Origin of the sequence: Streptococcus suis (genome assembly GCF_002960425.1) — a bacterium.
GTDB lineage: Bacteria > Bacillota > Bacilli > Lactobacillales > Streptococcaceae > Streptococcus > Streptococcus suis_S.
This window is the reverse complement of the sequence record NZ_POIZ01000012.1, coordinates 1-14,399: the sequence shown is the minus strand read 5'-3', so window position 1 is coordinate 14,399 and position 14,399 is coordinate 1. Positions and strand designations below refer to the sequence as shown.

12 protein-coding genes and 2 pseudogenes are annotated in these 14,399 nt (G+C 44.3%); all 14 read left to right on the top strand.

What is annotated here, in order from left to right; all coding sequences use genetic code 11:
* Positions 1 to 2 precede the first annotated feature (2 nt).
* A complete protein-coding gene (gene smc, locus C1G57_RS00675) occupies positions 3 to 3,536 on the top strand; it encodes a chromosome segregation protein SMC (protein ID WP_105113311.1) in 3,534 nt (1,177 codons plus the stop codon).
* 98 nt (positions 3,537 to 3,634) lie between these two features.
* Entirely contained in the window at positions 3,635 to 4,309 is a 675-nt protein-coding gene (gene rpiA, locus C1G57_RS00670; protein ID WP_105113310.1) for a ribose-5-phosphate isomerase RpiA, read from the top strand.
* A 131-nt stretch (positions 4,310 to 4,440) separates the two neighbouring features.
* A complete protein-coding gene (locus C1G57_RS00665) occupies positions 4,441 to 5,652 on the top strand; it encodes a phosphopentomutase (protein WP_105113309.1) in 1,212 nt (403 codons plus the stop codon).
* On the top strand, positions 5,652 to 6,008 hold the full coding sequence (locus C1G57_RS00660) for an arsenate reductase family protein (RefSeq protein WP_105113308.1): 357 nt from the start codon (positions 5,652 to 5,654) through the stop codon (positions 6,006 to 6,008). Before C1G57_RS00665 ends, C1G57_RS00660 begins: the two co-directional genes overlap by 1 nt.
* 11 nt (positions 6,009 to 6,019) lie before the next feature.
* Entirely contained in the window at positions 6,020 to 6,829 is an 810-nt protein-coding gene (locus tag C1G57_RS00655; protein WP_105113307.1) for a purine-nucleoside phosphorylase, read from the top strand.
* A gap of 32 nt (positions 6,830 to 6,861) precedes the next feature.
* The gene (gene deoD / locus C1G57_RS00650) at positions 6,862 to 7,575 is read left to right on the top strand and encodes a purine-nucleoside phosphorylase (protein ID WP_105113306.1); all 714 of its coding nucleotides are present in this window, start codon (positions 6,862 to 6,864) and stop codon (positions 7,573 to 7,575) included.
* A 37-nt stretch (positions 7,576 to 7,612) separates the two neighbouring features.
* Positions 7,613 to 8,008 (top strand): annotated as a pseudogene (locus C1G57_RS11620) (HIRAN domain-containing protein).
* 180 nt (positions 8,009 to 8,188) lie between these two features.
* Positions 8,189 to 10,456 (top strand): glycogen/starch/alpha-glucan phosphorylase, encoded by a 2,268-nt coding sequence (locus C1G57_RS00640; protein WP_105113305.1) that lies wholly within the window; start codon positions 8,189 to 8,191, stop codon positions 10,454 to 10,456.
* A gap of 228 nt (positions 10,457 to 10,684) precedes the next feature.
* Positions 10,685 to 11,821: a radical SAM family heme chaperone HemW gene (gene hemW, locus C1G57_RS00635; protein WP_105113304.1), complete on the top strand. Its 1,137-nt coding sequence runs from the start codon at positions 10,685 to 10,687 to the stop codon at positions 11,819 to 11,821.
* Positions 11,822 to 11,833: 12 nt separating this feature from the next.
* A complete protein-coding gene (locus tag C1G57_RS00630; protein WP_105113303.1) occupies positions 11,834 to 12,574 on the top strand; it encodes an acyl-ACP thioesterase domain-containing protein in 741 nt (246 codons plus the stop codon).
* Positions 12,561 to 12,857, top strand: a pseudogene (locus tag C1G57_RS00625) (NUDIX hydrolase); the annotation flags it as partial. The gene C1G57_RS00630 and the pseudogene C1G57_RS00625, both read left to right, overlap by 14 nt.
* A 164-nt stretch (positions 12,858 to 13,021) precedes the next feature.
* Entirely contained in the window at positions 13,022 to 13,195 is a 174-nt protein-coding gene (locus C1G57_RS11225; protein WP_105113302.1) for a hypothetical protein, read from the top strand.
* On the top strand, positions 13,192 to 14,010 hold the full coding sequence (locus tag C1G57_RS00615) for a replication initiator protein A (protein ID WP_011922472.1): 819 nt from the start codon (positions 13,192 to 13,194) through the stop codon (positions 14,008 to 14,010). Before C1G57_RS11225 ends, C1G57_RS00615 begins: the two co-directional genes overlap by 4 nt.
* A gap of 148 nt (positions 14,011 to 14,158) precedes the next feature.
* On the top strand, positions 14,159 to 14,399 hold a 241-nt coding region (locus C1G57_RS00605; protein WP_161941077.1), incomplete at its 3' end, for a DNA cytosine methyltransferase.

Here is a 14,399-nt window from a genome sequence, read left to right as displayed (position 1 = left end):
GTATGTATCTAAAATCGATTGAAATGCAGGGCTTTAAGTCCTTTGCGGATAAGACCAAGGTGGTCTTTGACCGTGGAGTAACGGCCGTTGTGGGACCGAATGGTTCTGGCAAGTCCAATATTACTGAAAGTCTACGTTGGGCCTTGGGGGAATCTTCTGCCAAGAGCCTGCGTGGAGGCAAGATGCCTGACGTTATCTTTGCAGGAACGGAAAGCCGCAAGGCTCTTAACTATGCCTCGGTAGTGGTGACCTTGGATAATTCTAGCGGATTTATTGCGGATAAGGCTAAGGAAATCAAGGTAGAACGCCACATTTATCGGTCTGGTGATAGTGAGTACCTGATTGACGGAAAGAAGGTTCGTTTGAGGGATATTCATGATCTTTTCATGGATACGGGCTTGGGTCGGGATTCTTTCTCCATTATTTCTCAAGGTCGGGTTGAAGCAATTTTCAATTCCAAGCCAGAGGAACGCCGTGCTATTTTTGAAGAGGCTGCAGGGGTCTTAAAATACAAGACCCGTAAGAAAGAAACGGAAAGCAAGCTGGCACAAGCTCAAGGAAATTTAGATCGCTTGGACGATATTATCTATGAACTGGACAATCAGGTCAAACCCTTGGAGAAGCAGGCTCAAACAGCCAAGAAATTTTTGGAATTGGATGGGCAACGTAAGAAACTGTATCTGGATGTTTTGGTTGCCCAGTTGAGGCTTGGTAAGGAAACATTATCGGAAAAAGAAGCTGAACTCGAAACTGTAAAAACGGAATTGACCAGCTACTACCAACAGCGGTCTGAATTGGAACAGGAAAACCAGACCTTAAAAGAGAAGCGTCATCGTTTATCTGAACAGATGGAACGTGAACAGGCTGTTTTGCTAGAACTGACCAAGTTAATCAGTGACTTGGAGCGAAAAATTGAGGTTCATAAACTGGAATCCAGTCAAAATGAATCCAGTCGTCAAGAGGCTCAAGAGCGTTTGGAAAGCATGCTAGAGAAGCGGGCTGGTTTGGTTCAACAGATTGGGCAAAGGCAAGAGAAAATTGGACAGTTGGAGTGGTCTTTGTCTAGCTTGAAAGAAGATATTGCTGCGGTGGATAAGGAAATTTCCTACTTCTCTGAAGATCCTGATCAGGTGTTGGACCATCTGCGTGAGCAGTATGTGGCGCTCATGCAGGAAGAGGCGGAAGCTTCAAACCGCTTGACCAAGCTTCAGCAGGACATTGCCAATCAAATCAGTCTGTCAGAAAGCAAGTCGGCAGATCTGGCACGTTTGCAGGTTGAGAAAGAGCTGGCTCAAGAAGAATTGGATAAGAGCCGACTTGCAGCAGAGAAAGCTGATCAAGTTTTGAAGGACTTACTGGGAGCCTATCAGACTAAGAAAGAAGAGCTAGATCAGGCACAGGCAGCCTATCAGGCTGAGCAAAGTAGTCTTTTTGATTTACTGGATTTATTGAAGGGCAAACAAGCGCGTCAAGCTAGCTTGGAAGCCATTTTAAAAAATCACTCCAATTTCTACGCAGGGGTCAAGGCTGTCTTGCAGGCTTCGTCTAGTCTGGGTGGCATTATCGGGGCAGTCAGTGAGCAACTGACCTTCGATAATCGTTACCAGACAGCCCTGGAAATTGCTCTGGGCGGGGCCAGCCAAAACGTCATTGTTGAAGATGAGGTCACAGCCAAGCGAGCTATTGCTTTCTTAAAGGAGAAGCGTCAAGGGCGGGCAACCTTCTTGCCTTTGACAACCATCAAGCCACGCCAGCTTTCTGGTCAGCAAGTTTCTCTCCTAGAAGCTTCCGACGGCTTTTTGGGGCTGGCTAGTGATTTGGTGACCTACCAGCCAAACCTAGATGCGATTTTCCAAAATTTACTGGGTACTATTGCGATTTTTGACACCATTGACCATGCCAATCAGGCGGCGCGTGCGACCAAGTTCCAGGTCCGCATGGTGACCATGGACGGGGCTGAAATCCGTCCTGGTGGAGCCTTTGCTGGTGGGAGCAATCGGAATAATAACACGACTTTTATCAAGCCTGAACTGGATGCTCTTTTGGGAGAAATAGCAGAGCTGTCTAGCCAGTTGCAGGAGCAAGAAAGCTTGGTGGCGACTAAGAAGAAAAGTCTAGACCAGATTAGAGAAAGCTTGGAAAGCATTAAGACCGAGGGTGAAGAGGCAAGATTGAACCAGCAGAGTGCTAGCATTCATCAGGAACAAGCAGAAAATCGTCTGGCCCAAGTGACAGCCCAATACGACCTGCAAATGAGCCAAGTCAGTCCAAGCATTTTGACCGAGCTGGAAGAAGAAGCGACCAAGGAAGAAGTCAATCTTCAAGCCTTGACGGAGAAAAAACAAGCCTTGGACCAGCAAATCAATCAGGTGCGTGACAATCGTGACAGTATCCAAGAAAGTTTACAAGCCTTGCAGACCCAGAAGGGACAACTGACCTTGGAGCAGGCAGAAGTTTCTAGTCAGTTGCGCTTTGAACAGACAGACCTGACACGCTTGCAGGAAGAAAAAGAAGCAACTGAAAAGGATATTTCTCTCCTAGAGGATATAATTGACCAGAAGTTAGTAGCTCTCGAAGATACAAGTATTGACATCCTTGAAGAGCAGTTGCATGCTGCGACTGACAAGCAAGTACAGACCAATCAGATTCAAATCCGCTTGAAATTTGAGCTGGAAGATATTGATGGGCAGTTTGAAGACTTGGAAGAAAGGTTGCAGCAAGCTCGGACTAAGAATGATGACCTCATTCGCAAACAGGCTAAGTTGGAAGCGGAATGTGAGCAAGCAGGAGATAGATTACGGACCTTGCTAGGCAATTTGACTGAGCATTTCAAAGTGAGCTTTGAAGAAGCTAGCAATCAAGCTAAGGAAGTTGAGAATTTGCCACTTGCTGAACAAAGTCTGAAAGACCTGGAACGTTCTATTCGTGCTCTCGGTCCTGTCAACCTGGATGCCATTGAGCAGTATGATGAGGTTCATAATCGTCTCACCTTCCTCAATGAGCAACGGACAGACATTTTGTCTGCGCGTGATTTGCTCTTGAACACTATTCATGAGATGGATGACGAAGTCAAGGAACGCTTCAAAGTCACTTTTGAAGCCATTCGCGAAAGCTTTAAGCAGACTTTCAGACAGATGTTTGGCGGTGGTTCTGCGGACTTGATTTTGACGGAGCAGGATATGTTGACTGCAGGTGTGGAGATTTCTGTTCAGCCTCCGGGTAAGAAAATTCAATCGCTCAACCTCATGTCAGGTGGCGAAAAGGCCCTCTCGGCCCTCGCTCTGCTATTTTCCATTATCCGCGTTAAGACCATTCCTTTTGTCATCTTGGACGAGGTGGAGGCAGCCTTGGACGAGGCCAATGTCAAGCGTTTCGGGGACTACCTCAATCGCTTTGACAAGGACAGTCAGTTTATCGTCGTGACCCACCGAAAAGGGACCATGGCGGCGGCGGATGCCATGTATGGGGTGACCATGCAGGAATCTGGCGTGTCCAAGATTGTTTCCGTGAAGCTGAAAGATGTGGAGAAATTATGATGGGGCAGGTTTTGTCCCCCTTCTTGTAGAAATCAGTAGGCAGAATTTTCTATCCATGCTATAATGAATGTAAACGGTTTAGCTGAAAGGAGCAATTCATGACAAATTTAAAGGAACAGGTTGGAATTAAGGCGGCGGAGTTTGTGAGGGATGGGATGATTGTTGGCTTGGGAACAGGTTCAACAGCCTACTATTTTGTCCAAGAAATCGGTCGTCGGGTGCAGGAAGAGGGTTTGCAGATTGTTGGTGTGACAACCTCTCATGCTACTGCAGACCATGCAGCTTCTTTAGGAATTCCTTTAAAGAATATAGATGAAGTTGACTATGTAGATTTGACAGTTGATGGAGCTGATGAAGTTGACGGAGCCTTCAACGGTATCAAGGGTGGCGGAGCCGCCCTGCTCATGGAGAAGGTGGTTGCGGTCAACAGCAAGGACAGCATCTGGATTGTGGATGAATCCAAGGTAGTTGATACCCTTGGAGCCTTCAAGTTGCCAGTGGAAGTGGTGCAATATGGTTCTGAAAATCTTTTCCGCCTCTTCGAGAAAAAGGGCTACCGCCCAAGTTTTCGGATGAAGGATGGTCAGAAACATGTGACAGATATGAAAAATTTCATCATTGACCTTGATTTGCAACGGATTGAAGATAGCTATGCTCTGGCTGACGAACTGGATAAGACAGTCGGTGTCGTGGAACATGGGCTTTTCATAGGCTTGATTTCTAAGGTCATTGTTGGCACCCCACAAGGACCAAAAATTCTTGAAAAGAAATAAAGTGAAAACGCTTCTCATTTTTATTTAATGGGGAGCGTTTTTATGGTATAATGAAAAGACGAACAATGGAACCTGTATATGCAATTCAGAAGTTCACTTGTAAATACAAGTTCTTAGAAAAAGGAGTTCTTATGTCTAAATTTAAACGTATTCACCTGGTGGTTATGGATTCTGTCGGAATCGGTGCGGCACCAGATGCAGACAAGTTTTTCAACGCTGGGATTGCGGACACGGAGTCTGACACCCTCGGTCACATCTCTGAAAAAGCTGGTTTGGCTGTACCAAACATGGCTAAAATCGGTCTTGGAAATATCCCTCGTGATACAGCCCTTGCGACTGTTCCTGCTGAGGAGAATCCGACTGGCTACGTGACCAAGTTGGAAGAAGTATCGCTTGGAAAAGATACTATGACAGGCCACTGGGAAATCATGGGACTCAATATCACCGAGCCATTCGATACTTTCTGGGACGGCTTCCCAGAGGAGATTTTGACAAAAATCGAAGAATTTTCAGGACGCAAAATCATCCGTGAGGCAAATAAGCCGTATTCAGGTACAGCTGTTATTGATGACTTTGGCCCTCGCCAAATGGAAACTGGGGAGTTGATCGTCTATACTTCCGCAGACCCTGTGCTTCAGATTGCAGCCCACGAAGACATTATTCCACTGGATGAATTGTATCGTATCTGTGAATACGCTCGTTCCATCACCCTTGAACGTCCAGCATTGCTCGGTCGTATCATCGCCCGTCCATACGTTGGTGAGCCAGGTAATTTCTCACGGACTGCCAACCGTCATGACTATGCCGTGTCACCATTTGAAGCAACTGTTCTCAACAAGCTTGCTGATGCAGGCGTGCCAACTTATTCTGTCGGCAAAATCAGCGACATTTTCAACGCATCAGGCATTACTAATGACATGGGTCATACCAAGTCAAATATGCACGGTGTAGATGTCTTGATTGAAACCTTGCAGTTGGCTGACTTTGAGAAAGGTTTCTCGTTTACCAACTTGGTTGACTTCGACGCTGTTTATGGTCATCGTCGTGACATTGAAGGCTATCGCGATTGCTTGCAGGAATTTGATGCCCGCATTCCAGAAATTATTGAGCACATGCGTGAGGATGACCTGCTCTTGATTACGGCTGACCATGGAAATGACCCTGCCTATGCAGGTACAGACCATACCCGTGAGTATGTGCCACTCTTGGCTTATAGCAAGTCCTTCACAGGAAGTGGTGTCTTGCCAGTCGGACATTTTGCGGACATTTCAGCGACTATCGCTGAAAACTTCGGTGTCGAAAAAGCCATGATTGGTGAAAGTTTCTTGGAAGGACTGGTTTAATGGAACAACTGACGGTCTATTACAATCCCGACTGCAGCAAATGTAAGAAATTACAAGTCTTATTGCCCAGTCAAGACCTGGACATCAAATGGGTTAATTATCTAGAAAATCCACTGACAGCGGAGGAATTGACAGCTCTTTTGAAAAAGATGGGCAGTCAGCCCTCTGCAGTCATTCGTTTGACAGAAGAAGAGCGAGCAGGCTTGTCAGAAGAAGAACTTTTCCAGTGTTTAGTGGAAGAACCTGCTACTCTTAATCGCCCCATTATCGAGCGAGAGCAGACAGCCTTCCTCTGTCGTCCCCTCGACATCATCAAGGAAAAAATGCCAGAATATGACTGGTCAGCTTATTTATAAAAGGAGAAAATATGAGTTTACTAGCAAAAATCAATGAAACAAAAGCTTTCTTAGAAGAAAAAGGTTTGGTCAAGCCAGAATTTGGTTTGATCTTGGGATCAGGCTTGGGCGAATTAGCGGAAGAAGTAGAAAATGCTATCGTAATTGACTACGCGGACATTCCAAACTGGGGCAAGTCAACAGTTGTGGGTCATGCTGGTAAGTTGGTTTACGGAGATTTGGCAGGCCGCAAGGTCTTGGCTTTGCAAGGTCGTTTCCACTTCTATGAAGGCAATCCGATGGAAGTCGTGACCTTCCCAGTCCGTGTCATGAAAGCTCTTGGCTGTGAAGGTGTGATTGTGACCAATGCCGCAGGTGGTATCGGCTACGGTCCAGGTACCCTTATGGCCATTACAGACCACATCAACATGACTGGTCAAAATCCACTGATTGGCGAAAACTTGGAAGAGTTTGGTCCACGTTTCCCAGATATGTCCAATGCCTACACCAAAGAATACCGTGAAAAAGCGCATGCTGTTGCGGAAAAATTGGGTATCAAGTTGGACAATGGTGTCTATCTCGGCGTGACAGGTCCTACCTATGAAACACCGGCAGAAATCTTGGCCTTCAAGACCATGGGTGCCCATGCAGTCGGTATGTCAACAGTACCAGAAGTGATCGTGGCAGCTCACTCAGGTATGAAAGTCTTGGGTATTTCTGCCATCACTAACTTTGCGGCTGGTTTCCAATCTGAACTCAACCACGAAGAAGTAGTAGAAGTAACTGAGCAAATCAAGGGCAACTTCAAGGGCTTGGTTAAGGCTATCTTGGCTGAATTGTAAGCATTCAAAATTAGAACAAAGAGGTACATTACATGTCAATCCATATTTCTGCAAAACCAGGTGAAATCGCTGACAAGATTTTGCTTCCGGGTGATCCACTTCGTGCTAAATTTATCGCTGAAAATTTCCTAGAAGACGCCGTTTGCTTCAACGAGGTCCGCAATATGTTCGGCTATACTGGTACTTACAAAGGTCATCGTGTCTCTGTGATGGGAACTGGTATGGGAATGCCATCTATCTCTATTTACGCCCATGAGCTCATCAATGATTATGGTGTGAAAAAACTCATCCGTGTGGGAACTGCTGGTTCTTTAAACAAGGATGTGCATGTTCGTGAATTGGTTTTGGCTCAGGCAGCAGCGACCAACTCTCGTATGATTAACATTGATTGGCCAGAATATGACTTGCCACAGATTGCTAGCTTTAATCTCTTGGATAAGGCCTATCATATTGCTAAAGAGCTTTATATCACTACTCACGTGGGCAATGTCCTGTCTTCAGACAGTTTCTACTCACCAAAACTTTTCAGCCGTAACTTAGAATTGGGTCAAATCGGTGTCAAGGCAGTTGAGATGGAAGCCGCAGCTCTTTACTATTTGGGTGCTAAATTCGGTGTTGAAACACTTGCTATCATGACCATTTCGGATAGCTTGGTCAACCCAGAAGAAGATACGACAGCAGAAGAACGCCAAAATACCTTTACGGACATGATGAAGGTTGGTTTGGAAACTCTGATTGCGGAGTAATTAGGACTAAACAGTAGCATGTGATAAGGAGGAGTGTATGACATTTGCACATTTTGAACCAACTCGCCATGTAGAAGATTTTCATTTGGCGGGGTTTGCATATTAGTCAGACAGTCCAGTGGACTGTCTGAGCTCGCTCCTTGAAAATGAAAAGGGAGCGATGGGGAAAAGATTTAAACGTACTACCTCCTTAGAAATGCTAGAAATGCTTGCTGAGCCAACCAATCCCTATGATTCAGAAGCAGTTGTTATTCTCTATCAAGGGAAAAAGCTCGGCTATATCCCCAAGCATAAGAATAGCCTAATTAGTCGCATGTTATTCTATGGACATGGTGACATTCTTGAAGCACGTGTTCAAATGATTGATCTCACTGAACATCCGGAGCGTCAACTTCGTGTGGTTGTTAAATTTAAAGATAATCGTAAAAAATAAGGGATAGAGCAAACAGTCCATTCGGATTGCTGCATAATAAAAGGCGAACTATATACAGTTTTGTATTATAGCTTGCCTTTTTTTGTTAAATAGGGTATAATTATCATATAGAAAACGTTTACAAAAAAATAAGAAACGTTTCTGAATGATTACATTAACATATACAAAAGGAGATAAGCAGTGATTAATTTACAAAATTTTGTCCAATCTATGTATGCCAAGCGCATCGAGGACTGTTCTGACCATGAACTTTATTATGCTTTGCTTGCATTTACTAAGCAACAGAGCGAAGCTAAGTACACCAATGAGCAGAAGAAGAAAGTCTACTACATTTCTGCAGAATTCTTGATTGGTAAACTCTTGTCTAACAACTTGATCAACTTGGGTGTTTATGATGAGGTGAAGAGCCAGCTTGCAGCTGCAGGTAAGGACTTGATTGCTATCGAAGATGTGGAGATGGAGCCATCTCTTGGTAACGGTGGTTTGGGTCGTTTGGCTGCTTGCTTCCTTGATTCCATTGCTAGTCTCGGTCTCAATGGAGATGGTGTGGGTCTTAATTACCACTTCGGACTTTTCCGTCAGTTGTTTGAATACCACCAACAATCTGCGGTGCCAAACGAGTGGATTACACCCCGTTCTTGGTTGACAGAGTCACCGATTTCATACCAAGTGCCATTTGCTAACTTTACCTTGACTTCTAAGTTGTACGATATTGATGTGCCAGGTTATAAGACTGAGCGGAAGAATCGCCTGCGCTTGTTTGACCTTGGTTCTGTAGATGACAATATCATTTATGATGGCATTGAGTTCGATAAGGAAGATATTTTCCGTAACTTGACCCTTTTCCTTTATCCAGATGATTCGACAGATGAGGGTAAAGTACTCCGTATCTTCCAGCAATATTTCATGGTATCCAACGCGGCTCAACTCTTGATTGATGAAGCGGTTGCCAAAGGTTCAAATCTGCATGACTTGCCTGATTATGCAGTGGTTCAAATCAATGATACCCACCCATCCCTTGTCATTCCAGAATTGATTCGTCTTTTGGAACTTCGTGGCATTTCCTTCGATGAGGCAATCGAAATTGTTAAGAAGATGACTGCCTATACCAACCACACAATCTTATCAGAAGCCCTTGAAAAATGGCCGCTTGACTTCTTGAATCGTGTGGTGCCTCACTTAGTACCATTTATCGAGGAGTTGGACCGCCGTGCCAAAGAAGTGAAAAATGACCCAGCGGTAAATATTATCGATGAGCATGGTCGTGTTCACATGGCACACATGGATATTCACTATGGCTACTCTATCAACGGTGTGGCGGCCCTCCATACTGAGATTTTGAAGACATCTGAGTTGAAAGCCTTCTACGAGCTCTATCCAGAGAAATTTAACAACAAGACGAATGGTATCACCTTCCGCCGTTGGCTCATGCATGCCAACCCAAGCCTAGCTAGCTACCTTGATGGCTTACTTGGCCATGGTTACCACCATGATGCCAGCGAGTTGGAAAAACTCTTGGACCACAAAGACAGCAAAGAATTGAAGAAATGGTTGGAAGAAACCAAGCAGCACAACAAGCGTAAGTTGCAACGTCATATTGCTAAGACGCAAGGTGTGGAGGTCAATCCAGAGTCTATCTTTGACGTGCAAATCAAGCGTATGCATGAGTACAAGCGTCAACAGATGAATGTTCTCTATGTTATCCACAAGTATTTGGATATCAAGGCTGGCAATATCCCAACTCGTCCATTGACAGTCTTCTTTGGAGGAAAAGCAGCACCAGCTTACACAACGGCTCAAGATATTATCCACTTGATTTTGGTCTTGTCACAGGTTATCAAAAATGATCCAGAAGTAGCACCACACTTGCAGTTGGTTATGATTGAAAACTACAACGTAACGGAAGCTAGCTTCATCATCCCAGCGGCAGATATTTCGGAGCAGATTTCTCTTGCATCTAAAGAAGCTTCTGGTACTGGTAACATGAAATTCATGCTCAATGGTGCCTTGACCATCGGTACAGATGATGGTGCCAACGTGGAAATTCATGAATTGGTCGGCGATGAAAATATCTACATTTTCGGTCAAGATAGCCAAACTGTTATCGACCACTATGCAAATGGAACCTACCATCCATATGCCTTCTACGAGCGCGAAGCCATCCGTCCATTGATTGATTTCATCACTTCTGATACCATTCGTCAGGCTGGTGGTATCGATGAACGCCTATGGCGCTTGCAAGACAACCTCAAGCACAAGGACCACTTCATGACCTTGCTAGACTTGGAAGACTACATTGCGACCAAGGAAAGAATGTTGGCAGATTACGAAGATCGTGACAGCTGGTTGGATAAGGTTATCGTCAACATTGCTAAAGCAGGATTCTTCTCATCAGACCGCACTATTCAACAGTACAACGAAGATATCTGGCATTTGGAAGCTAAGTAAACTAATACTCTTCGAAAATCAAAATTATCCGTTGTCAAGAGCCTAGATGAACTTCAGTTCTATCGTCGGCTTCGTTTCCTAGGCTACTCTTGATTTTCATTGAGTATAAATAAACTAAAAATGACCTTGCGGGGTCATTTTTTCTGTGTTCTGTCAGAGGTATTTCAGTTTAATAAGAAGGGAGGGCTGTAGAAAATAATTTTAGGGACAGTATGCTATAATAGTCCTATGAAAAAACGACCGACATCTGCCTATATCCACATTCCATTTTGTACCCAGATTTGTTACTACTGTGATTTTTCCAAGGTCTTTATCAAGAATCAGCCTGTTGACGAGTATTTGGCTGCCCTCATGGAAGAGGTCAAGTTTTACGACCTGCCAGCCCTCAAGACCCTCTACATCGGAGGCGGAACACCGTCGGCCCTCTCGGCAGACCAGCTGGATTATCTCCTGACTAATCTGGAGGACCTGCTGGACTTGTCACAGCTGGAAGAATTCACTATCGAGGCCAATCCAGGTGACTTGACGGCGGATAAGATTGCGGTTCTGAAAAAATCCAAGTGCAATCGAGTGTCTCTTGGCGTTCAGACCTTTGATGACCGCATGTTGAAAAAAATTGGTCGCAGCCACAATCAAGCCCAGATTTATGAAACCATTGCAGCCCTCAAGGAAGCGGGTTTCCACAATATTTCCATTGACCTGATTTATGCTCTACCTGGTCAGACCATGGAGCAGGTGGTGGACAATGTCGCCAAGGCCTTAGAGCTAGATATTCCCCACATGAGCCTCTATAGCTTGATTTTGGAGAACCATACGGTCTTCATGAACCGCCAACGCCGCGGCAACCTCCATCTGCCCAATGAAGATGTGGAGTCCGATATGTTCGACTACATCCTTCAAGAGTTGGAGAAAAACGGCTTTGAGCACTACGAAATTTCCAACTTCACCAAGCCAGGCTTTGAAAGTCGCCACAACCTCATGTACTGGGACAACTCGGAGTACTATGGTCTAGGAGCTGGAGCATCTGGCTACATCGACGGCATGCGCTACCGCAACCGCGGCCCCATCCAGCACTACCTCAAGTCTATCCGCGAAAAAGGCCATTCCCGCCTGCACGAAGAATTCCTCAGCCAGACCGAGCAAATGGAAGAAGAGATGTTTTTAGGCTTACGGAAAAAAACTGGCGTGTCTATCGAGCGATTTGAAGAGAAGTTTGGCATTTCCTTCGAAGACCGCTACGGTCAGGTGGTCAGAGACTTGAAAAATGAAGGTCTCTTGCAAGAAGAAGACCGTTGGATTCGGATGACGAAAAAGGGATTGTTTCTGGGCGATACAGTTGCCGAGCGTTTCATTATAGAAGATTAGAAAGAGGACACAATGGGACTAAGTTACCAAGAAGAGTTCACCATTCCCTTTGATATGGTGGATGTCAAACAAGAAATCAAACTGCCTGACTTTATTTCCTACTGTCTTGGTGTGTCAGGTCGGCAGTCGGAAGAACTGGGGCGTAGTGACCTCTATGTTTTTCAGGAATTTGGCTTGATTTGGGTGGTGACGGATTACGAACTAACTATTCAAAGCTTGCCTAAGTACAATGAAACCATCACGATAAAAACAGAAGCGGTTGCCTACAACAAGTTTTTCTGTCATCGGATGTTCTATATCTACGATGAAGCGGGCAATCTCTTGCTGGACATTATATGCTATTTTGTCCTGATTGATTTTGAAACTCGCAAGGTGGCGCCTGTGCCAGAAGATTTGATTGCTCCTTATCAGTCTGAGCAGGTCAAGAAATTGCCTCGGGCTCCCAAGTATCAGCTCTTGGAAAATCCATCTGTTCAAGAATTTCCTGTTCGCTATTTTGATTTGGATATGAATGGTCATGTCAATAATGGCAAGTATCTGGAATGGATGTATGAAGCACTGGGTTATGATTTTCTGCTCTGCCATGTTCCTAAAAAAATCCAACTCAAGTATCTTAAGGAAGTAGAGGCAACTAGCTTGGTGAGTTCACGCATGGTGGAAGAAGCTGGTGTCAGCCAGCATGAGATTGTGGTGGATGGGCATATCCATGCGCAAGCTGTCATAGAATGGAGGGAAAGTTATGTCGCAGGATAAGTGGTTGGAATGGGCTGTACGTTTACAAGCCTTGGCTCAGACAGGCTTGGCCTATGGAAAAGATGTCTATGACATGGAGCGTTTCGAAGAAATCAGACAGATTGCGGCGGAAATGTTGGTAGAGCCATCTGGACAGCCCTTGGAAGTGGTGAAAGACTTGTTTTGCAATGAAACAGGCTATCAGACACCCAAGCTGGATACCCGCGCAGCTATTTTCCAAGAGGATAAAATCCTATTGGTCCAGGAAAACGATGGGCTCTGGTCCTTGCCAGGTGGGGATTGTGTCATAATAATGACAGGTGCTTAAAACGCTGTCAAATCAAGGATTTGAGTGTTCTACAATCTGTTATTAAGGAGGAAAAATTTATTTTTTATTTATAATATCATATCGCACAAGCGAGGACATTTTAATAAGTGTTCTCGTTTTTTTATTTTCAGGAGGAATTCATGCAAAAGAAGGAACAATCATCACGCCAAATCGTGATATGTCATCTCGTGACTATTTTAGGAGTTGATATTGAGAAAGCAACTCATCTGGTTGATGAATTGGAACAAGTAGGTTTAATCCGATTTGATGAATTTGGAAATGTTGGAATTTTAGTCTTGGAGGGACAATCATGAAACGAATTACCGCTAATCAGTATCAGACATCAGAGCGTTATTATAAACTCCCTAAAATTTTGTTTGAGAGTGAACGTTATAAGGATATGAAGCTGGAGGTTAAGGTAGCCTACGCGGTTTTAAAAGATCGGTTGGAGTTGTCTTTGAGTAAAGGTTGGATTGATGAGGATGGGGCTATTTATTTGATTTATTCCAATTCAAATCTGATGGCACTTTTAGGCTGTTCAAAGTCAAAACTACTCTCTATCAAGAAAATATTACGCGAATATGGCTTAATCGATGAAGTCCAACAGTCCTCTAGTGAAAGAGGTCGAATGGCAAATAAAATTTACTTGGGGGAATTAGAACATGAAACTACCCCAGTCTTACATACAGACGGGGCTAGTGTTAAAAAAACACTAGGGGGGTCTCAAAGAAAGACGGGGCCGGTCTTATATTCAGCCCCTAGTGAGACTGAAGGAAGTGAAACTGAATATAGTGAAACTGAAGGGAGTGATTTCCTTATTGAGGACGAGGAGGAGAGGCAGCTAGTAGATGAGAAACAAGAAGAGAACTTTACTTCAAAAGTTGATGGAGTGACCAAGTATGATCGAGACTATATTTGGGGTTTGGTTCATGACCAGTTAAGACAGACAAGTTTATCTCAGTCGGCTAGTGACTATGCCATGCTCTATTTTAGTGACCGTTATCAGTATGCATTGGAACATATGCGATTTGCTCGGTCAGCGGAAGTAATAGCTGAATACGTATTTAATGGTGTGCTATCAGAGTGGACCAAGCAACTGAGACGACAAGAAGTAAAGGGAGGTGATTAAGTTGATTTGGTGGATACTAGGTGGAATCTATCTGATTTCTATCGTCATTTTGATTTTTGAAATCATCCGTGCACCAGAAATGGATGATCATATATAAGCAAGAGTTTTACAAGTGTAAGGCTCTTTTTTAGTTGGAAAGAGAGGAAAGATGAAATTTTTAGATTTATTTGCTGGGATAGGCGGTTTTAGGCTAGGGATGGAATCACAGGGTCATAAATGCCTGGGCTTCTGTGAAATTGATAAATTCGCCAGAACATCTTATAAAGCCATGTTTAACACAGAAGGGGAAATAGAATACCATGACATTAAAGAGGTCACAGACCATGACTTTAGACAATTTAGAGGGCAAGTGGACATCATCTGCGGGGGATTTCCTTGCCAAGCATTTT